We start from the raw sequence: 20,181 nt of genomic DNA on the forward strand, positions 1-20,181 counted from the left end.
TGTGGTCGCCCCAGCGACCACAACCACTCACGACCGAACCCCTGGCGTCTAGGAATTGGCGCAGCCACCTACCATCAGTGGCGTGTCGAAGCTGACCGCCCTCCTCGTTTCCTGGCAGCGCGCGCTCGCGATTGCCGTCGTCATCGCGCAGGCCGGAATCGCGGTGACCGGGTCGATCGTCCGCGTCACCGGCTCCGGGCTCGGCTGCCCGACGTGGCCCGAGTGCGTCGAGGGCAGCGTTGTCCCGGTGCAGCACCCCGAGGTCGCGGCCCTGCACCAGTGGGTCGAGTTCGGCAACCGGACGCTCACCGGTGTCGTCGGCGTCATCGCGGGCCTGTGCGTGCTGGCGGCGTGGTTCAACCTGCCGCGGCGCAAGCGGGTGCTCGTGCTGTCGCTGATCCAGCTCGGTGGCGTGGCGCTGCAGGCGGTCGTCGGCGGCATCACGGTGCTGACCGGCCTTGCCTGGTACACCGTGTCCGTTCACTTCATGATCTCGATGGTCCTGGTGTGGCTGGCAGTGCTGCTCGTCAGCTCGCTGCGCGAAGGCGATGGTCCGGCACGTCTGCTGGTGCCCGCGCCGTTGATGAAGCTCCAGGTCGTCATGGCCGGTGTGCTGGGCGCGTTGCTGCTCGCGGGTACCTGGGTGACGGCCGCGGGGCCGCACGCGGGTGACGCTTCGACGCCGCGGCTGGGCATCGAGGTCGAGACGCTCGCGCAGATCCACGCGGACCTGCTGTTCCTGTTCCTGGGCCTGCTGATCGCGGTCGGGTTCTTCACGAGGACCCGCACGTACTGGACGCTCGTCGGCGTCGTGCTCGCTCAGGGCGCGCTGGGCATGGTCCAGTACTGGACCGGCGTGCCCGAGGTGCTCGTGTCGATCCACGTGCTGGGTGCTGGGGCCGTTGTCGTTGCCACGGCGTCGTTGTGGACGTCCTCGCGCGAACGCACGCACGAGGTCGAGCTGCCCGCTGGAGATCAAGAGCTCAGCAAGGCCTGAGCGCGGCAGGAGGTCGCCGCCGGCCGGTGATCAGGCGCTCAAGAGGGCCTGAGCCTCCGCATTGTCGTTGTGCCCTGCCCAGTTCGCGGGCGTGGCCTCGAAGTTGCCGTCCTTGATGGACCTGTCGGCGCCCGCGTCGAGCAGGATCCGGATGATCGGCAGGTGGCCGCGCTCGGCCGCGAGGTGCAGCGCCGTCACGCCCTCGCCGTGCATCGGACCGCCGAAACCCGTGCGCTGGTTGGGATTCGCGCCCAGGTCCAGCAACGTGCGGGTGGCGTTCTCCAGGCCGCACCACGCCGCCCACGCCAGCGCCGTGCCGCGGTAGACGTCCGCGTCGATCCGGGCGCCGCGCTTCAGCAGGTCGCCGAAGACCTCGACCCGGTCATTGCGCGCGGCCCACGACAGCGCCTCGTCGAGCACTTCCTGCGGGTCGTTCGTCGGCCACCAGCGCGGGAAACCGCTGTGCGGCCGGTAATAGCCGCGCTTGGCCTCCGGCTCGGTGGCGAGGTCGAGGTTGCCCAGGCCAGCCGCGGTGCGCAGGTTCGGCGGGTGCACGCCCAGCAGTTCCGCCGTTTCCCGGTTGCCCCAGAACAACGCGACGGTGAGCGGGGTGCCGCCCTCGCCACGGGCTTCGAGATCCGTGCGGGCGCCGCTGTCGAGCAGCAGCCGGGCCAGGTGCGGGAGGTTCGCGTAGGCCGCCTGGTGCAACGCGGTCCAGCCGTGCACGTTCTGGTGGTTGATGTCCGCGCCGACGTTGAGCAGCACCTCGACCAGCCGCTCGTCGCACTTGGCCGCGGAGAGCCCCAGCAGGTCGTTCCCGTTGGTACCGCTGGCTTTCACCAGCCACGGGTCGCGCGTGATGATCGCCTTGAGCTCACCGGGGTTCTGCATCTCGATGGCCTGGTAGGCGCGGGCGAACGGCCTGGGCTTGCGGATGTTCGCCTTGAGCGCCTTCCAGTCCTCACACCCGTGGGCCTGTGCGAGAACGGTGTGCGCACCCTCGTCCGTCAGCGGTACGTCGTCGAAGATCTCCAGAGCGCCGGGCACGCCGTCCCACGCCGAAGCGAGCAGTCCTCGGGCTCGCTCCTCGTAGTACTCGATGTCGTCGCGAAACGGGTGCCACATGCCACCCACGCTACTTCGGTGACGCGGGCCTGCGCTCCCACAAAGCGGGAAGTTCTGCTGACAGCCAACCGTAGAGGTGGTCGACGGTCTTGAGCCGCATCGCGCGCTCCGGGTCGCCGCTCATCAGCCGCATGCCGTCGTCGGTCAGCGTCTGCACGCTCGCGATCGCGTTGAGCTTGCGCTGGATGAAGTCCGTCCAGGCCTTCTCGTTGATCCGGTACTCCGCCGCCTGCCGGCCGCGCCGGGTCCGTTTGGTCACCAGGCCGACGTTGACCAGGTACTTCAGGTTCGTGCTGATCGACCCGCTGCTGGCCTCCAGCTCCTGGGACAGTTCGGCGGCGGTGCGCTCCACCGGCTGGCACACCAGGAGGTAGCCGAGGATGCGGCCGCCGATCAGCGGAATGCCCTCCTCGGCGAAGTGGGCCGCGAACCGCTCGATCCAGGCCGAGAGGCGAGTTTCCCTGCCAACGCTCATTTCGAGTGATTCCTTTCGGTCAACACTGAAATCATCGTAGCGATCTTGTCAACGTGTCATCGCTTGTCAATGGATTGACTTTCCTGCCTCGCAAGTCACACTTGGGTGCGCCGCCGCGGTCCCTTGACGACCGGAAGGCTGATCATGCTCAGAAAAGCCTTGTTAGCGGCGGTGTTAGTCGTCGGCCTCACGCCCGCAACGGAAGCGTTGGCGTTGGAGAACGGCCTGGCCCGCACTCCCCCGATGGGCTTCAACAACTGGAACGCGACGCATTGCCGCGCGGACTTCAACGAGGCCATGGTGAAGGGCATCGCGGACATCTTCGTGTCACGCGGTCTGAAGGACGTGGGCTACCAGTACGTGAACCTGGACGACTGCTGGGCCAAGACGTCCCGCGACTCGTCCGGCAACCTGGTGCCCGACCCGGTGCGCTTCCCCAACGGCATCAAGGCCGTCGCGGACTACGTGCACTCCAAGGGACTGAAGATCGGCATCTACACCTCGGCCGGCACCAAGACGTGCAACACGGCGGGCTTCCCCGGCGGGCTGGGCAAGGAGCAGCAGGACGCGAACCTGTTCGCCTCGTGGGGCATCGACTACCTGAAGTACGACAACTGCAACAACCAGGGCGTCGACGCCCAGCAGCGCTACAAGGCGATGCGGGACGCGTTGGCGCGCACCGGCCGGCCGATCGTGTACTCGATCTGCGAGTGGGGCCGGACCAACCCGAAGGTCTGGACGTGGGGCGAGCCGGTCGGGAACCTGTGGCGCACCACCGGTGACATCTCCGACAACTGGTCGTCGATGATCGGCAAAGCACAGGCGAACCGCGGGCTCGCCCAGTACGCCGGGCCGGGGCACTGGAACGACCCGGACATGCTGGAGGTCGGCAACGGCGGCATGACGGCCACCGAGTACCGGACGCACTTCTCGCTGTGGGCGATCATGGCGGCACCGCTGCTGATCGGCTCGGACCTGCGCAAGGTCAACGAGGACACCTTCACGATCCTGAAGAACACCGACGTGATCGCGGTGGACCAGGATCCGTTGGGGCGTCAGGGAACCGTCGTCTCGTCCTCGTCCGGGCGCGTCGTCTACTCGAAGGTGCTCGCGAACGGCGACCGGGCCGTGGCGCTGTCCAACGAGACCACCTCGACCCAGACCATCTCGACCACCGCCTCGGCGATCGGGCTCGGCGGCGGGTCGTTCTACACGCTGAAGGACCTGTGGTCGAAGCAGGTGCGCACGACGTCCGGAACGATCAGCGCGTCCGTGCCGGCGCACGGGACCGTCATGTACCGGGTGACGCGCAACGGGTCGGTGTCGCGGTACGAGGCCGAGTCCGCGGTGATCTCGCAGGGCGTCGTCGAGTCGAACCACGTCGGCTTCTCGGGAACCGGGTTCGTCAACACGAGCAACGCGGTGGGGCCGTACGTCGAGTGGACGATCAACTCCGCTTCCGGTGGCGCCGCGACGCTCTCCTTCGGGTACGCCAACGGGACCACGGCCTCGCGACCGTTGGACGTGACGGTGAACGGGTCTCTGGCGCGCGACGAGCTGGCGTTCGCCGGGACCGGAGCGTGGACGAACTACCTGTCCGTGCAGATACCCGTCACGTTGCAGGCCGGGGAGAACAAGATCCGGGTGACGGCGACGACCGCCAACGGCGCGCCGAACCTCGACTACCTCGACGTCGGGTAGGAGCCGGCGTAACTCGTTCCCGCGACGCGGCGACAAGTGAGTATCGCGGCGGGAGGTGACGGATGGATCTGCCACGCACGGCCCTCATCACGGGCGGGCTCATCGCGGCCGTCACCTTCCTGCCGTTCACGCTCACCCACGGCCCGACGTCGTACAACATCGAGCACGAGATCCTCGGCTGGGACATGCACCGCTGGGGCCTGGTGATGGGCACGGTGCCCGAGGTGCTCATCGGCGCGGGACTGTGGAGCCTCCGCGGCGTCATCGCCGGCGGCCGGCGAGCGACCGTCGTGGCCCTCGCCGTCATGTGCACGGCCATGCTGCTCTTCGCGGCCATGAACGCCGCGTTCCGCGCGATCGGCCCGCCCTTCGACCTGTTCCTGGTCGCGCCCGCCAGCGTCGTGGTGGCCTCGACGACCCGGCTGCGCGGCCCGGCGAGGGCGGTGCTCGTGGCACTCGCCGTCGCCTACTGCACGGCGACCGCGTTCGCCCTGATTCCCCTGGAAACGTCGGACAGCTTCGACGGATACCGAGTCTTTGGTCTCATCGCGTACGCCGGAACCGGCGTGTTGTGGGCGATTTTCGGCACGCTCAGCGGCGAACACGGTCTGTCGCGCACCCGACGAGGATCATCCCCGCCGTGATCGCGAGCAGGTGGTCACCGCCGAGCGCGCACATGCACACCAGCCCGAACCACAGCAACAGCCTCATGACCCCAAACTAAGGTCATGTGATCTGGAGCACACTTCACTTAATGAAGGCTTGAGACAGTTTTAGAGATTCCAGGTCAGCAGACAGGCGCGAGCGGCGTCGTCTCGTCCGGCCCGGGACGGCGCCGCCACCGGTCCAGCTTCGCGTGTTCGGCCAGCGAGATCAGCGTCTCCCGCACCGACAGCCGCACCCGAGGGTCGCAGTTCACGACCGGCACCTCGGGAGCGATGCCCATCCCGCGGATGATCGCCTTCACGTCCGACCGCACCGACGCGTGCACGTTGTTCAACGCCAGCACGTACGGGATGCGGTGGTCTTCGAAGTACCGCATCGCGTCCACGGAGTCCGCGGGCCGCATCACGTCGAACAGCACCACCGCACCGACGGCGCCGCGCACCACGTCGCCCCAGCCCGCACGCGGGTCCTGCCACTGCGGAGCCACGAACAGGTGCAGCGCCAGGCCGGGGTCGAGCCACACGCGGCCGAACTGGATTCGCACCAGCTCGGTGACCAGACCGGCGCGTTCCGGTGGGAGCGCTGTCATGGTCAGCAGATCGTTCTCCACGATCGACCGGATGAAGGTGCTCTTGCCGACGCCGAAGCCACCGGCGACAACGACTTTGGCCGAGGTCAGCTCCCGTCCGGGCGGCCCAGGGGGCCCGAATTCGGGAAATCTAGAGCCGACGTAGTCCACTCAGCACTCTCTCCATCAACCCGAGGTCCGGCGTGTCACCGCCCGCGGAAGCGGTCTGGTGCACGTCCACCAGACCTCGTTCCGCCATGTCGCCGAGCAACACCTTCACGACTCCCAGTGGGAGCCGCATCAGTGCGGCCACCTCCGCGACGGATCGCGGGGAGTGACACAGCTCGACAACGCGTTGGTGCTCAGCCTGCAAGATACCTGCAGACTGCCGACTCTGATCATTGGCGGAGACAAGTGTCTCGATCTCGAGGTTGATGTTGGACCGTGTGCGCCCACCCGTCCAGGCATATGCACGCACGATCGAGGCGTCCGGCGGCTCCGGCGGAGGAGCGTCGAACACCGGGGAAACGTCTTGCGGTACAACGGGAGTCACTTCCCGCGCGGGCACCGGGGACTCAGTGCGCGTTCGCTTGCGACCCGAGTCCAGGGAGAACCCGTTCATCAGGTCGGCGAACGTCTGCTCGGCGGGCGACTCAGCCCGCCTGCGTCGCCGGTGCGCGTCAGCGGCCGAACTCATGATCACCTCACGCTGTGCAGCTGCGCTCGCAGTTCGGGGGTGAGGATCTGGCCCACCTGGTCGACGACCACTGTCATCTCGTAGGCGACCTGGCCGACGTCGCTGTCGGGGGCGGCGAGAACCGCCAAACAAGACCCGTCTCGAATGGACATGAGAAGCATGATCCCGTAGTCCATCTCGATCACGGTGCGCAACACTCCGCCACCTTCGAAGCATCGTGAAGCACTCATCGTGAGCGCCGCGACACCGGACGCGATGGCGGCCAGCTGCTCGGCGCGGTCGGGTGGCAGACCGGTGGACTTGGTGAGCAGCAAGCCGTCCACCGAGATCACGATCGCGTGCGCGACACCGGGTACGCGATCGGTGAAGTTCGTGATGAGCCAGCCGAACTGGTCCACCTGGCGCGACTGAGGCGTGCTCATGACTTCTCCCCGTTCAACTGGCCGTTCCCCTGGCCGTTTCCATTCCCGTTGCTGCCCAGCGGGGCCTGTCGCAGGCCTGTCTGGTAGCTGGCGAGAAAGCCTCGTGCTCGTTCCGGATCGCGCTTCGGGCCCACGGCAGGGCGTGTGCCGTTTCCAGGACGTTCCGCGAGGTCGGGGAGCAGATTCTTACGCGGCGCGCGTTTCGGCAACCCGGCATCGGTCTCGCCGGCGTCCGTCGCGGGGTCGCCGGCCTGTTCCCAGACCGTCCCGCCGGGCTTCTTGCCGAACCAGGACGCCACTGCGGAGGGTGACGACGCAGGTGGAGCGCCAGGAGTCGACACCGGCGGCGAATGATCACCGTTGAGCGGTTCGTCCGATGCTCCGCTGCCGGAAAACCAAGAAGACGTCGTCTCAACTGGCGTCTCGACAGGCACCGGCTTCTCCACGGCCGGAGCGTGCCGCGGACCCCGTTGCGGCAGCGGTTCCTCGATCGCCGCGCCGCGGAACGACGTCCACTCGCCCGACTCGCGCGGGTGGTCGATCGCCGGGGCGGGTGCGGGCGCCTGAGCCGGATTCATCGGGGCGAGGTTCGGAGTCTTCACGACCACGTGCGGCTCTTTGAGCGCCTGCTTCGGCTGCGGCAGCGCGGCGTGGCGCGGCTGCGCGGTGGCCGGGGTCTCCTCGTGCGAGCGGACGAGCTCCGACGGCACGAGAACGAACGCCCGCAGGCCCTCGCGTCCATCCCCCGGTGCACGCAGGCGCACCGTGACGCCGTGGCGTGACGCGAGACGACCGACGACGAACAGACCCATCTGCCGTGAGACAGGCACGTCGTCTTCGTTGCCGGAGGAAAGGCGCTGGTTCGCCTCGGTCAGCTCGGCCGGGCCCATGCCGATGCCCTGGTCCGCGACCTCTACGAGCACCTGGCCCTGCTGGTCGATCCGCGAGCCGATCACCACCTGCGTGCTGGGCGCGGAGAACGCGGTGGCGTTGTCCAGCAGCTCGGCGACCAGGCGCACGAGGTCGCTGGCCGCGTAGCCGACGATCTCCACGGACGGCGTCGACTTCACCACGACTCGCTGGTAGTGCTCGATTTCCGACGCCGCGGCGCGCAGCACGTCCGCCAGCGGCACCGGCTGGTGGAACCGGCGGGCGACGTCGGTGCCGGACAGCACCATCAGGTTCTCGTTGTTGCGGCGCATGCGCGTCGCGAGGTGGTCGAGCTTGAAGAGGTTCGCGAGCTGCTCGGGGTTCTCCTCGTGGCGCTCCAGCTCCTCCATGAGCTTGAGCTGGCGCTCGACGAGACCCTGCGAGCGGCGCGACAGGTTGACGAAGATGTTCTTCATGCCCGACCGCAGCGTCGACTGCTCGACGGCGGACCGGATGGCCTGCTCGTGCACGGCGTCGAACGCGCGCGCCAGCTGGCCGAACTCCTCGCTGGTGTGCACGGGCACCGGCTCGATCTCGGTGTCCGGCTTGCGGTCGGCGCGGATCGCGGCGACGACCTCGGGCAGGTGGTGGTGCGCCACGTCGAGCGCGGAGTGCCGCAGCTCGGACAGCGACCGCAGCAGGTAGCGGCCGATGACGAAGCCGAGCGTCACGGCGACGAGCAGCATCGCCAGCAGGATCACCGCGGCGGCACCGGCCTTGTTGGACGTGTCGTCCTGCAGCACGGCGGCCGAGTTCGCGAGCTGGTCCTGCAGTTCGCGGGTGACCTTCTCCATCAGGCGGGTGGTGGTGCCGGACGCGTTGTTCCACTCGTCCACGGCGATGCCGAACGACGGCGGCGGCTTCGGCTGGCCGGGCCGGGTGGTCGTGGGCACGCCGTCGGGCTGGGTCAGCGCGCGTTCCACGAGTGCGGTGCGGTTCGCGACGACGGCGCCGGTCACGGTCTGGTCGTAGGCACGGCGCTGTTCGGTCGTGCCGATGGCCTGGAAGTCGCCGAGGCGGTCCTGCAGCCGGATGTCGGACTGCTCCAGCGCGCGGATCTCCGGACCGAGGAGCTTGCCGCGGCCGATTCCGGCTAAGACGATCGAGTGCTGCTGGGAGACCTGCTCCTGCGCGATGACCATGTTGTGCAGCGCGAGCGCGGTGCCCGAGATGGCCTGGTCGCCGAACTGGCTGATGAGCGCCTGTTCGAAGTCCAGCAACGACTTCACGACGGTCGTGTACCCGGCGGTGCCGCCGGTCGGGTCGCCGCCCTCGCCGCCCTGCACGACCTTCTCGCGCACGCTCTTCAACGTGTCGAGCTGGCCGGTGAGCTCGACGAACCGGTTGCGCGCCACGTCGGAGAGGCCGTCGGTGCGGTCGACCCGGCGGCGGACGGTCGCGCCGGCGTTGTCCGTGGCGCTGATCTGGTTCTGATAGGCGCCGACGCCGGAACCACTGGTCGCGCTCTGCGCGGCGAGCGTGCGTTCCTGCTGGACGCTGGAGATCAACGGCGCGAGATCGGCACGCAGCCGGACCAGACCCTGCATCTGCACGTAGTTGTTCGACCGGTCGACGTAACCGGAGATCTGCAGTGCGCCGGCGCCGACGGCCACCGCGACCGGGACCAGCAGCACGACGCCGAGCTTGACCGGCAGGCGCCAGTTGCGCCAGTCACTGATCTTTCTCCACTCGACATTCACGAAATGATCCCCAAGGCGCGCTCGAAGTGCCCCACTATCGGCTACCTCCTGGCCTGGTGAATCCCCGCGAGTTGAGACCCCCGCCGCTCGATATCTAGATCGGCTGTATCGGGTGTTAGCGGATAGTAGGCCAGAGAGCGTGACGCGACAACGACCTGGGGCGTGCTCAACCGATCACCCAGTGTGATGACCCACCTCTTGGGGTGGTCCTCACAGCTCAAGGGATTGACTCGCCGCCACGCGTGGTTACGCTTGCGCCCTCCACCCCCGGTCCGATCGCAGCCTCCGCGCAGGCGCTCGGCGGGTACTCCCCGTAACGAATGCGAGCGGTTGATGACGAAGGCGCTGCCCTCCGTGTCACGCCCGGCGCAGCCCGGATTCGCGACCTTTGAAGACCCCCATCACTCATTGCTGATCGATGGTGACGGTGAGCCCGATTTCGGTGCCATCCAAACGAGTGAGGAATTTCTTCAGCTGAAGCGGCGGGTGACGCGATTTATTCTCCCCGCAACACTGCTGTTCCTCGCTTGGTATGTCACGTTTGTATTGCTTTCGGCTTACGCCGCCGACTTCATGAGCACTCCTCTGTTCGGAACAGTGAACGTTGGTCTCACGATGGGATTCCTCCAGTTCGTGACGACCATCATCATCACAATGGCGTATGCCCGTTACTCCAAGAGGAAGCTCGACCCTCAGGTCGAGAAGGTCCGCGCGCTCGCAGAAACCGATGAGGAGCTCGCGTGACCGGGGCGAACACCGCAATCAACCTGTCCGTCTTCGGCATCTTCGTACTCCTGACGCTCTACATCGTGTATCGCGCCTCGACGCGGAACGTGAGTGCGTCGGACTACTACGCGGCGGGCAGCAGCTTCACGGGCACGCAGAACGGCATCGCTCTGTCGGGTGACTTCCTCTCGGCGGCGTCGTTCCTGGGAATCTCCGGTGCCATCGCCGTGAACGGCTACGACGGCTTCCTCTACTCGATCGGGTGGGTCGTCGCCTGGCTGATCGGCCTCATGCTCATCTCGGAACGCCTGCGCAACACCGGCCGCTTCACCATGGGCGACGTCATGGCGTTCCGCATGCGCCAGCGCCCCGTGCGCGCCGCCGCGGCCAACGCGACGCTGGTCATCTCGCTCTTCTACATGATCGCGCAGATGGCGGGCGCCGGCGGTCTGATGGCGCTGCTGCTGGACGTGCACAGCTCCGTCGGCCAGGCGATCATCATCGCCGTCGTGGGCATCGTCATGGTGCTGTACGTGCTGGTCGGCGGCATGAAGGGCACCACGTGGGTGCAGATCATCAAGGCCGTCCTGCTGATCCTGTCGGTGTCGCTGCTGACGATCTTCCTGATCGGCAAGTTCGGCTTCGACATGTCCGCGATGCTCGACCGCGCGACGCAGAAGTCGCCGCTGGGCGAGGCGGTGCTGGCGCCGGGCGTGAAGTACGGCGCGACGGATCTGTCGAAGATCGACTTCCTGTCCCTGGCTCTGGCTCTGGTGCTCGGCACCGCTTCGCTGCCGCACGTGCTGATGCGCTTCTACACCGTGCCGAACGCCCGCGAGGCGCGGAAGTCGGTCGTGTGGGCCACCTGGATGATGGCCATCTTCTACTCGTGCACCCTGGTCATCGGCTTCGGCGCGATGGCGCTGGTCGGCACCGACAAGATCACCGGTGCGCCGGGCGGTGAGAACTCCGCGGCGCCGCTGCTGGCGTTCCAGATCGGCGGCACGGTCCTGCTGGGCATCGTGTGCGCGGTGGCGTTCGCGACGATCCTCGCCGTGGTGGCGGGCCTGACGCTGACCGCTTCCGCGTCGTTCGCGCACGACGTCTACGCGAACGTCATCAAGCACGGTGACGCCGATCCGCGCGACGAGGTCCGCGTCGCGCGCATCACCGCGGTGTGCGTCGGTGTGCTCGCGATTTTCGGCGGTATCGCGGCAAACGGGCAGAACGTTGCCTTCTTGGTCGCATTGGCGTTCGCGCTGGCGGCCTCGGCGAACCTGCCGACGCTGCTCTACTCCATGTTCTGGAAGCGGTTCAACACACGCGGCACGTTGTGGAGCATCTACGGCGGCCTCACGTCGTGCGTGCTGCTCATCGCGTTCTCCCCTGCCATCTCCGGCTCGAAGTCGTCGGTGTTCCCGGACGCCGACTTCGCGTTCTTCCCGCTCAGCAACCCCGGCATCGTGTCGATCCCGCTGTCGTTCCTGGCCGGGTTCCTGGGCACGATGCTGAGCAAGGAACCCGCGGATCCGGCCAAGCAGTCGGAGATGGAGGTCCGCGGGCTCACCGGCATCGGGTCAGGCCTGCGCTAGCAGCAGTTCCACCACTTTGTTGAACTCCTCGGGGCGTTCCAGGTTCGGCATGTGCGCAGCACCGTTGACCACGGCCAGCGTCGAACCTGGAACGCACTCGTGCAGGTACCACGCGTCCGCCAGCGGGGTGTACTCGTCCTCACTGCCGACCACCACCAGGGTGGGCACGGTGATCGTGCCGAGCAGCGCGCTGTAGTCGGGCCGGTCCGCCCGGCCGCGCAGAGCGGCCGCGGCACCGGCCGGTGGTGCGGCGTGCATCATCCGAGACACGTGCTCGCCGGCTTCCTTGTTGTGCGGCGCCACCATCTTCCACAGCACCTCGGTGGCGTACCCGGACATGCCCTCGCGCAGCAGCCGGTCCGCCATCTCGTGCCTGCTCCGGCGTCCCTCCTCGGTCTCCGCCTGAGCGAACGTGTCGGCGAGCACGAGCCCGCGAATCCCGCGCGAGAACGAGCGGACGCACTCCATGACGATCTGCCCGCCCATCGAGAGCCCGCCCAGCACGAACCCGCCGACACCGAGGTGGTCGAGCAGCGCGACGATGTCGGCGGCGAACACCGGCAGCGGTGTGATGCCCGGCACGACCGTGCTCTCCCCGTAGCCGCGCAGGTCCGGCGCGATCACCCGCCAGCCGGCCTTGCTGAAGTGCTCGACCTGCGGACGCCACATGGTGCGGTCGAACGGATGTCCGTGCACCAGCACCAGAACGTCGTTGCCGGTGCCCTCGTCGTCGTAGCCGATGGTGATGCCGTTGACGGTCGCGAAGCTCATGCATTCGACCGTATTCGGAGCATCAGCTCAGTACAATGAGAACAATGCTCTCGGTGCAATTGGGGGACGTCGTGGAGGACTACCGCAGGATCGCCGACGCGGTCGCCGCGGACATCGCACGCGGGCGCCTGCGTCCCGGCGAGCGGCTCGCCCCGCAGCGGACGTTCGCCCGGCGGCACCGCATCGCCAACTCCACCGCGGCGCGGGTGTACGGCGAACTCGTCCGCCGCGGGCTGGTCACCGGCGAGGTCGGCCGCGGCACGTTCGTCCGGGCCCGGACCGAGGAGCCCGCGATCGCCGAACCCGGTGGGGCGCCGGTGGATCTGCAGCTGAACTTCCCGGTGCTGCCCGAGCAGTCGCGGATGCTCGCGACCAGCTTGACCACGATCCTGCGTCCGGACGTGCTGGCGGACGCCCTGCAGGCCGGCACCGTCACCGCGACCGCACCACTGCGCACCGCCGCGGCGGACCTGTTGGCACGCGACGGCTGGCAGCCGGATCCCGAGCGGATTCTGGTGACCGGCAACGGAAAGCAGGCGATCGCGGCCGCGATGGCCGCGCTGGTGCCGGTCGGTGGCCGGCTCGGGGTCGAGGCGCTCACCTATCCGGTGGTCAAGACGATCGCCGCACGGCTCGGGATCACGTTGGTGCCGTTGGAGATGGACTCGCACGGCGTGCTGCCCGACGCTCTGCGCGCGGCGGCGGTGCGCGCGGTCTACCTGCAGCCCGCCCTGCACAACCCCCTCGGCATGACGATGCCGGACGACCGCAGAGCCTCGGTGGTCGCGGCGATCGAGGCGATCGACGTGCCGATCATCGAGGACGGCATCTACACGTTCCTGTGCGACGAGACGCCGCTGGCCGCCCTGGCACCGGACCGCACGGTGTTCATCGACAGCCTGTCCAAGCGGATCGCGCCGGGGCTGACCCTCGGCTTCGTCGTGCCACCGGCCGGGCTCGCCGACCAGCTGGCCGCCGCGATCAGGGGCGGTGGCTGGACGGCGCCGCGGTTCGCCGTCGAAGTGGCGGCGCACCACATCGCCGACGGCACCGCGGCCGCCATCCAGCTCGCCAAACGCGCCGACGCGGCGGCCAGGCAGCGCCTCGTGGCGGAGCGGCTGGCGGGGTTCGCCGTGCACGCCGATCCCGCCTCTTACCACTGCTGGTGGGAGCTGCCTTCGCCGTGGCGGGCCGACACGTTCGTCGCCGCGGCCGCCCGGCACGGCATCGCCATCACGCCGGCTGCCTCGTTCGCCACCGGTACCGCGCAGGCACCCAACGCGGTGCGGCTGGCGCTCGCCTCTCCTCCGATCGAGACGCTGAGCGCGGCGCTGGAGGTGCTGGCCGGAATCGCCCGCGGCACACCGGAGCTCCCGGGCTAGGGCGCGGCGACCTTCCAGCTGATCTTCACGCGGCCGTCGTCGACGTTCGCGATCTTGGCGAACCCGGCGCGGTCGAGGTTGAGATCCCCGGCCTTCGGGCCCTCGGCGACGTCGACGATCAGCACCTTGAACTTGCCCTTCGGCCCGGTGACCTCGACCGTGACGCCGCAGTTGGGACTCTTGTCGCCCTTGCCGAACTGCGGGCGGTTCAGGCCCGTGACGAACTCCTCGGGGAGCTTGGGCAGGCGGTCGTTCTTCGGGCAGGCCACGACGTTGAAGTCAGGTTCGTACTCGTCGGTGAAGGTCGCGAAGCCCTGGTACGTCGTGGTGCCGAGGTTGCCGGCGTACGGGGGCGCGACCAGGCCCGCCATCGCGAGGGCCACTCCGGTGAGCGCAGACAGCACGGTTCCTCCTGGAGAACTCGGGGGCTTGGAAAACGCTTTCCGAAGCTAGCCCCGAGTTTTCCCGGACCGCAGCCGCCAGCCGTGCGACAGACTTTCGTTGCCGCAACTGGCTCTGCGACTGATCTTATCGAGACGCTGTTGCCCGAATTGCGGCGCTCAAACGAGAAGCAGCGTCTTCATCGGTGTACTTGAAGCCGAGCGTCGGCTCGGTCAGCTCCAGCTCCAGCAGCAGCGGCTCGCCGTTCTCACCCTCGACCACGTCCACGCGAGCGTAGAGGAAGTCCTTGCGCCGCAACGCGAGCAGCTCAGCGGCGACGTCGAGGACCTGCACCGCGAGCTCCCGCTGTGCGGCGGTCGGCTCGATGCTCTTGAGCTCCTCGACGACGTAGAGCCCGGTCTCGGACTCGGCGAGGCCCTGCGCGAGCATCGGTCCTTTGTGGAACGAGTGGGAGTAATCGCCGGCGAAGAACACCAGCGCGGTCTCGCCGTTCGTGTCCACACTGGACTGATAGGGCTGCACGAGTGCGGGCACGCCAAGGGAACGCAGGTGGGCGAGCGCCTCGGCGTGGTCGGTGAAGCGCCCGGCACCCCGCGAGCCCGCGCCGATCGTCGGCTTGACCACGAACTCCCCGGCGGGGAAGTCGGGTTCCGCGTCCGGCGCCACGACGGCGGTGGGCACGACGGCGACGCCGTGGGCGGCGAGCTCGACCAGGTACGACTTGTCGGTGTTCCACCGCACCACCTGGGCGGAGTTCGCCAGCCCCGGCATGCGGTCGCACCACGCCAGGAAGTCGTCGAGGCGCTCGGTGTAGTCCCAGGTGGCGCGCAGCACGACCACGTCCGCGTCGGTGTCGCTGCCCCAGGTCAGCCAGTCGACGTCGACGCCGTCGCGCTGGAGCGCGTCGAACAGCGCGTCGTCGTCACCATCGCCCTTGGGCAGTGCGGCGCAGGTCGCGAGCACGACCTTCATGACTGCATCGTGGCCATCTTGCGCCGGTGCGCGGGACCGATCTTCGTACCGGCCGTCGTCTCACGGTCCCATTCGGCCTGCTCGACACCGGCGGCGGCCTCAACGGCCTTCGTGGCGCTCTCGACGTCCTTGGCCATGACGTCGCCCATGGCCCCGTCCACGCCGACCAGCACGATCCGCGCGCCGGCCCGCCCGATCGGCTCGACCACGGCCTTGACCACGGCGTCCGCCTTGCCGTGGGCCTTCACGAACTCCGCGATGCGCTTCTGAATGCTTTGATCAGACACCCCCACACTGTAAAACCAGCGAGTAGGTTCGGTCGGGTGACCACCGACACGCTCACATCGTTCCTCTCGTGGTACTTCGACCACCACCCCGTCCACGCCGCGCAGGTCGGCTCGCTCGAGCACTACTCGACGTTCGGCGACTTCTCCGCCACCGCGTTCGAACAACGCGCCAGGGAAAAGGGCGCCTGGCTGGCACAGCTGGAGCCGTTGCCGCGGTCGGTGGACCGCGACCTCGCCCTCTCCGTGCTGCGCGGGGACTCGGCCATGGAAGCGTGGCCATCGTGGCGCCGCGACCCGCAGCAGTACTCGGGCGTCGTCTTCTACGGCCTGCTCGCACCCTTCCTGCACCGCCTGCTGCCCGAAGCCGACCTCGTCACCGCGGCCATCTCGAAGCTGCGCGAGGTCCCTGCTCTTCTCGCCGCCGCGGAAGCGAACCTCGACTCCTCACTCGCATCGCCGCTGGTCGTGCAGCGCGCACTCGGCCAGGTGAAGACGGGCCGCCCGTTCCTCATCGACATGCTGCCCCAGCAGGTGTCCTCGCTTTCTCTGCGCGCGCAGCTGGTGGAGGCCGCCGGACCTGCCGCCGAGGCGTTCGACCGGCACGTGGCTTTCCTGGAGGACTTCGCCGTGCGCGCGACCGGCGACTGGCGCATGGGCGAGAAGCTCTACTCGACCCTGTTGCAGGACAAGGAAATGCTCGGCTACGGCGCCCCGGAGCTGCACCAGCGCGGCCAGGACGCCTACGCGTCGCTGGAAGCCGAGCTGATCTCACTCGCGGGCACCGCCGACTGGCGCGCGGCGATGAGCGCGCTGCAGGACGACCACCCGCCGACGCTGGAGGCGATGCGCGCCGAGTACGAGGCCGAGACGGCCCGCGCCCGCGCCGCCCTGGTCGAGCACTCCCTGGTGACGCTGCCCGAGGGCGAGGAGTGCCGCGTCGTGCCGTCACCGCCGTTCAACCGCGCCGTGCTCTCTGTGGCCAGCTACTTCGGCCCACCTTCTTTGACCGCCGGCCGTGTCGGTCACTTCTTCGTCCCGTTCACGCCGGACGGTGCTTCCTCCGAGCAGGTGGAACAGCGTTTGCGCACCAACGCGCGTTCGCAGCTGCCGACGATCTCGGTTCACGAGGCCTACCCCGGCCACCACTGGCACGCGGCCTGGGTCGCGGCGCAGGGCTCGACGCACCCGTTGCGGAAGGTGTTCCGGACGTCGTACTTCTCCGAGGGCTGGGCGCTGTACTCGGAGAAGCTGCTGCGTTCCGTCGGCTACTACACGACGCCCGCGGCTCTGATGGGCCACGTCGAGGCGCGCCTGTTCCGCGCGGCACGCATGGTCGTCGACACGGCGCTGCACTGCGGTGACATGACGCCTGCCGAGGCGGAGGCGTTCATGGTCTCGCGCACGGCCCTGACGCCCGGTACCGCGTCCGGCGAGGTCAAGCGGTACTGCGCATGGCCGACGCAGGCGCCGTCGTACCTGACCGGCGCGCTGGAGATCGACCAGATCCGGGAGGACTACCTGGCGGCGGAGCTGGGGTCGTTGCGCGACTTCCACGACCGCATCGCAGGCTCCGGCGCTCTGCCGCTCGGGCTCGCCCGCCGAGTGGCGCTGGGCGAGGACTGACGGTTGGCTCCCACGTGGTGGGAGCGGGAACAACGTCGTCTGAGCCCGGGTTGACCGGGTTGAGTCGATCTAGGAGGACAGATGCCCAAGGCAGTGGTGGTGCGCTCGGCCGGTGGTCCGGAGGTGCTCTCGTACACGGATGTGCCGGCGCCGGAGCCCGGTGACGGCGAGCTGCTGGTGCGGGTGGGCGCGGCCGGGGTCAACTACATCGACACGTACCAGCGCAGCGGGCAGTACCCGATCCCGTTGCCCACCGCCTTGGGGCTTGAGGGTGCGGGCGAGGTCATCGCATCGAACTCCTCCTCTTTTGAGGTCGGCGATCGCGTGGCTTGGATGTCGGTGCTGGGCAGCTACGCGTCCGAGGTCGTGGTGCCGGCTTCGGCCGCGGTCCGGGTTCCTTCGTCGTTGGACGTGGAGCTGGCGGCGGCCGCTCTGCTGCAGGGCATCACCGCGCACTACCTGACCCACTCGACGCACGTGGTGAAGGAAGGCGACCGGGTGCTGGTGCACGCGGCCGCCGGTGGCGTCGGGTTGTTGCTGACGCAGTGGGCGAAGGCGCGCGGCGCTTTCGTGGTCGGGACCGTGTCGACTGACGAGAAGGAAGCGCTGGCTCGGGAGGCCGGGGCTGATGAGGTTCTGCGCTACGGGGACTTCGCGTCGCAGATCGACAAGGTCGACGTCGTGTACGACGGGGTCGGGCGGGACACGTTCGACCAGTCCTTGGCTTCCTTGAAGCCTCGCGGGTTGCTGGCCCTGTTCGGTGCGTCGTCCGGGCCGGTGCCTCCCGTCGATCCGCAGCGGCTGAACGCGGCCGGGTCGGTTTATCTGACGCGGCCGTCGACCGGTTCGTACTTGCTGGACCGCGCGGAGTTCGAGTGGCGGGCCGCGGATCTGTTCGGGGCGATCGTCGACGGGACGCTGAACGTGCGGATCGGCGGCCGGTACAAGCTGGAGGAGGCGGCTCAGGCGCACACCGACCTGCAGTCGCGGCGGACGACCGGGAAGCTGCTGCTTCTGCCTTGAGTTGTAGGGGCGACCCCCGGCTTCGCTTTGCGCCGGGGGTCGCTTTGTTCGTCAGGCTGCCGGGCTGACCTTCACGCCGTCGATGACGAAGACGAGGGTCTCGTTCGGCTTGATGCCCTGACCGCCCTGCCCGTAGCCCTTGGCCGGCGGCACGATCAGCAGCCTCCGCCCCTTCTCCTTGAGCCCGACGATGCCTTCGTTCCAGCCGTCGATGACCGGAGCCTGCCCGACGTTCTCGACGTCGAACGGCTGACCGCGCTCGAAGGAGCTGTCCAGCACCTTCTTGTCGGAGAAGGTCGTGAGCTGGTAGTTGACCGTGGCCGTGGTGCCGGTCTTGACCTCGGCGCCGGAGCCCTGCACCAGGTCCTTGATGATGAGCTCGTCGGTGGGCTTGCAAGCCGGGATCTCGACCTTGGGCGCCGCACCGAAGTCGCCGGTGACCTTGAAGTCCTCGGCCTTGCACGGGGTGGTCGGCGCGCCCGCCGAGGGCTGGGCCGAGCTGCCGCACGCCGAGAGGGCGGTGGCCGCTGCGAGCGCCAGGGACGCGATGAGCAGGACGTTACGCATGGTGGGTGAGGGTATTCGGAGGGGTGTTAGCGGGGTGTAGCAGGTTCGTCGCGGGGGCTGGGGTCGGGTCGGGTCACGTCCCGGGTCGGCTTGCGTGGGTTGGCCGCCGGTTCCAGCGGAGGGGTCGCCTGGCGTGCGGGCGGTCGCCTTGCGTGGGTGGCTGCGTGGGTCCTTAGACGAGCTTTGGTTGCGTCATCGCCGCTGCGCGACGATTGCGATTGGGGCTTGACTTCGGGGCCCTTACGAGGCGCTGGTCGGCCTTTAAAAGCCGGGCTGATAAAGCGCCCGGCCGATCCGAAACGGTAGCGCCTCGAACCCAAAGTCAAGCCCCAATCGCCGTCGTGCGTGGGCGCGTTGACACCGTCGGTGGCCGTGATTACCGCTACCTATGCGGGTATTAGGCCTTTACGGGCTCGCTTCGCTTCGCCATTGCGGGTGTGCCTCACCTTCGGCGTTGGCCACGCGGGATCAGGAGTTTCGGGCTCGCTTCGCATCGCCATCGTGTGGGCGCCTTGCCTTCGGCATCGGCCGTGCAGGCATTGAGGTGGCGGTGCGATACGGCGCGGCCGTTCGACGGCGCGACAGCTACCGGCCTGTCCGTTAGAAGGCGTTGATGAGGTTGCGTCTGGGTCTGCGGTCGGGGTCCAGCCATTTCGGTGGGCTGAAGACCGGTATGCCGTTGGCCATTCTCACTGTCCAGCTGCTGTGGTGGATCAGCCGGTGGTGGTGGCGGCAGAGCAGCACGCCGTTGTCGACCGAGGTGGCGCCGCCGTTGGCCCAATGCTGGATGTGGTGGGCATCGCAGTGTTTCGGGTGCCGGTCGCAGCCGGGGAAGGCGCAGCCTCGGTCTCTTGTGACCAGGAGTCGGCGGATTCCGGCGGTGAAGGTGCGGGCCTTGCGGCCGACGTCCAGCGGCTGCGACTGCGTGCCCAGGACCAGCGGGATGATGCCCGCGCTGCAGGCGAGCTGGCGGATCTGGTCGGCCGGGACGCGTTCGCGGGTGTCCAGCGTCGCGGCGCCCAGCTGGTCGGCCAGGTCCTCGTAGCGCATGGTCAGCGTGAGGGTGACCGGTTCGCCACCATGTTCGGGCATCTGGTCGGCGCGTAGCGTCAGGTCGATCAGCTCAGCGAACGCGTCGCCTTGGCGTTGCGTGCGGGTACGCGGGTCTGGGCCTTCTCCTGGCGTGGTCGGGCGGGGCTTGGCCAGCGGGTCGATCAGCGCTTCGAACTTGGCGCCGGTGATCTTGTCCAGCGTGCCGGAGACCTTCAGCAGGTCGCCCCGCCAGTCCAGCGTGAGGTCGTTGACCTGCGGTGCGGGATCGGAGTCGCGCGGCTCGGGATCGTCCTGGTAGAGCCGGTAGGCCAGCTCCCTGCCGAACGAGCGCACCGAGCTCGGCTCGTGCTCGCGGGCGAAGTCGACCACCGCGGCTTCGGCTTCGGCGGGCAGCTTCTTCATGACCTCGGCGACCACCTTGACGTGCTCGACCGACAACGCGCCCTCGGCCGCCGCGGACGCGGTGACGGGGAGTTTCGGGGCGAGTTCGGCGCCGGTGGGC

The 20,181-nt window shown here is 68.4% G+C and carries 20 protein-coding genes; 8 read left to right on the forward strand and 12 right to left on the reverse strand.

All coding sequences use genetic code 11. The features are described from left to right. Positions 1-73: 73 nt before the first annotated feature. Complete coding sequence (locus LFM09_RS43520) at positions 74-997, forward strand: COX15/CtaA family protein (protein ID WP_414102536.1); 924 nt, start codon at positions 74-76, stop codon at positions 995-997. A 30-nt stretch (positions 998-1,027) separates the two neighbouring features. Here the strand turns inward: LFM09_RS43520 and LFM09_RS43525 are convergent, their stop codons facing one another. Together LFM09_RS43525 and LFM09_RS43530 are read right to left on the reverse strand one after the other, a co-directional pair. Further along, entirely contained in the window at positions 1,028-2,122 is a 1,095-nt protein-coding gene (locus LFM09_RS43525) for an ankyrin repeat domain-containing protein (protein ID WP_414102487.1), read from the reverse strand. 10 nt (positions 2,123-2,132) lie between these two features. Continuing rightward, on the reverse strand, positions 2,133-2,597 hold the full coding sequence (locus LFM09_RS43530) for a GbsR/MarR family transcriptional regulator (protein WP_414102488.1): 465 nt from the start codon (positions 2,595-2,597) through the stop codon (positions 2,133-2,135). A 144-nt stretch (positions 2,598-2,741) separates the two neighbouring features. On the opposite strand from LFM09_RS43530, the gene LFM09_RS43535 reads away from it, so the two are divergent. Beyond that, positions 2,742-4,298, forward strand: a complete 1,557-nt coding sequence (locus LFM09_RS43535) for a carbohydrate-binding protein (RefSeq protein WP_414102489.1) — start codon at positions 2,742-2,744, stop codon at positions 4,296-4,298. Positions 4,299-4,360: 62 nt separating this feature from the next. After that, positions 4,361-4,942 carry a hypothetical protein gene (locus tag LFM09_RS43540; RefSeq protein ID WP_414102490.1) on the forward strand — a complete coding sequence of 194 codons (582 nt, stop codon included), beginning with the start codon at positions 4,361-4,363 and terminating at the stop codon, positions 4,940-4,942. 143 nt (positions 4,943-5,085) lie between these two features. Here the strand turns inward: LFM09_RS43540 and LFM09_RS43545 are convergent, their stop codons facing one another. The 4 genes from LFM09_RS43545 to LFM09_RS43560 are packed head-to-tail and all read right to left on the reverse strand — an operon-like array spanning position 5,086 to position 9,281. Then, positions 5,086-5,703 carry an ATP-binding protein gene (locus LFM09_RS43545; protein ID WP_414102491.1) on the reverse strand — a complete coding sequence of 206 codons (618 nt, stop codon included), beginning with the start codon at positions 5,701-5,703 and terminating at the stop codon, positions 5,086-5,088. Further along, positions 5,684-6,229, reverse strand: a complete 546-nt coding sequence (locus tag LFM09_RS43550) for a DUF742 domain-containing protein (protein WP_414102492.1) — start codon at positions 6,227-6,229, stop codon at positions 5,684-5,686. Before LFM09_RS43550 ends, LFM09_RS43545 begins: the two co-directional genes overlap by 20 nt. A 2-nt stretch (positions 6,230-6,231) precedes the next feature. Continuing rightward, complete coding sequence (locus LFM09_RS43555; protein ID WP_414102493.1) at positions 6,232-6,651, reverse strand: roadblock/LC7 domain-containing protein; 420 nt, start codon at positions 6,649-6,651, stop codon at positions 6,232-6,234. Continuing rightward, complete coding sequence (locus LFM09_RS43560) at positions 6,648-9,281, reverse strand: nitrate- and nitrite sensing domain-containing protein (RefSeq protein ID WP_414102494.1); 2,634 nt, start codon at positions 9,279-9,281, stop codon at positions 6,648-6,650. The genes LFM09_RS43555 and LFM09_RS43560 overlap by 4 nt, the downstream gene beginning before the upstream one ends. Before the next feature lie 333 nt (positions 9,282-9,614). Between LFM09_RS43560 and LFM09_RS43565 the strand changes: the two genes are divergently transcribed. After that, a complete protein-coding gene (locus tag LFM09_RS43565) occupies positions 9,615-10,025 on the forward strand; it encodes a DUF485 domain-containing protein (protein WP_414102495.1) in 411 nt (136 codons plus the stop codon). After that, positions 10,022-11,599, forward strand: a complete 1,578-nt coding sequence (locus LFM09_RS43570; protein WP_414102496.1) for a cation acetate symporter — start codon at positions 10,022-10,024, stop codon at positions 11,597-11,599. Before LFM09_RS43565 ends, LFM09_RS43570 begins: the two co-directional genes overlap by 4 nt. Here LFM09_RS43570 and LFM09_RS43575 read toward each other — a convergent pair. Further along, complete coding sequence (locus tag LFM09_RS43575) at positions 11,585-12,370, reverse strand: alpha/beta fold hydrolase (RefSeq protein WP_414102497.1); 786 nt, start codon at positions 12,368-12,370, stop codon at positions 11,585-11,587. The two genes, LFM09_RS43570 and LFM09_RS43575, sit on opposite strands and share 15 nt — an antisense overlap. 44 nt (positions 12,371-12,414) lie before the next feature. On the opposite strand from LFM09_RS43575, the gene LFM09_RS43580 reads away from it, so the two are divergent. Then, positions 12,415-13,752, forward strand: a complete 1,338-nt coding sequence (locus LFM09_RS43580; protein WP_414102498.1) for a PLP-dependent aminotransferase family protein — start codon at positions 12,415-12,417, stop codon at positions 13,750-13,752. Here the strand turns inward: LFM09_RS43580 and LFM09_RS43585 are convergent. From LFM09_RS43585 to LFM09_RS43595, 3 genes are all read right to left on the reverse strand, one after another. Then, positions 13,749-14,156, reverse strand: a complete 408-nt coding sequence (locus LFM09_RS43585) for a hypothetical protein (RefSeq protein WP_414102499.1) — start codon at positions 14,154-14,156, stop codon at positions 13,749-13,751. The genes LFM09_RS43580 and LFM09_RS43585 overlap by 4 nt on opposite strands. A 124-nt stretch (positions 14,157-14,280) precedes the next feature. Next, positions 14,281-15,126, reverse strand: coding sequence for an ATP-grasp domain-containing protein (locus LFM09_RS43590; RefSeq protein WP_414102500.1), 846 nt, complete (start codon positions 15,124-15,126; stop codon positions 14,281-14,283). Continuing rightward, positions 15,123-15,413, reverse strand: a complete 291-nt coding sequence (locus LFM09_RS43595) for a hypothetical protein (RefSeq protein WP_414102501.1) — start codon at positions 15,411-15,413, stop codon at positions 15,123-15,125. Before LFM09_RS43595 ends, LFM09_RS43590 begins: the two co-directional genes overlap by 4 nt. 36 nt (positions 15,414-15,449) lie before the next feature. Between LFM09_RS43595 and LFM09_RS43600 the strand changes: the two genes are divergently transcribed. Beyond that, entirely contained in the window at positions 15,450-17,036 is a 1,587-nt protein-coding gene (locus LFM09_RS43600; RefSeq protein WP_414102502.1) for a DUF885 domain-containing protein, read from the forward strand. An 81-nt stretch (positions 17,037-17,117) separates the two neighbouring features. Next, a complete protein-coding gene (locus LFM09_RS43605; protein WP_414102503.1) occupies positions 17,118-18,059 on the forward strand; it encodes a quinone oxidoreductase family protein in 942 nt (313 codons plus the stop codon). Between the two features lie 51 nt (positions 18,060-18,110). On the opposite strand, the gene LFM09_RS43610 is transcribed toward LFM09_RS43605, so the two are convergent. Next, on the reverse strand, positions 18,111-18,626 hold the full coding sequence (locus tag LFM09_RS43610) for an FKBP-type peptidyl-prolyl cis-trans isomerase (RefSeq protein ID WP_414102504.1): 516 nt from the start codon (positions 18,624-18,626) through the stop codon (positions 18,111-18,113). Between the two features lie 600 nt (positions 18,627-19,226). Continuing rightward, positions 19,227-20,181 (reverse strand): DUF222 domain-containing protein (locus LFM09_RS43615; protein ID WP_414102505.1); only part of this gene is annotated, 955 nt, incomplete at its 5' end.

This window comes from Lentzea alba (assembly GCF_047445655.1).
In the GTDB taxonomy this organism is placed as follows: Bacteria; Actinomycetota; Actinomycetes; order Mycobacteriales; family Pseudonocardiaceae; genus Lentzea; species Lentzea alba_A.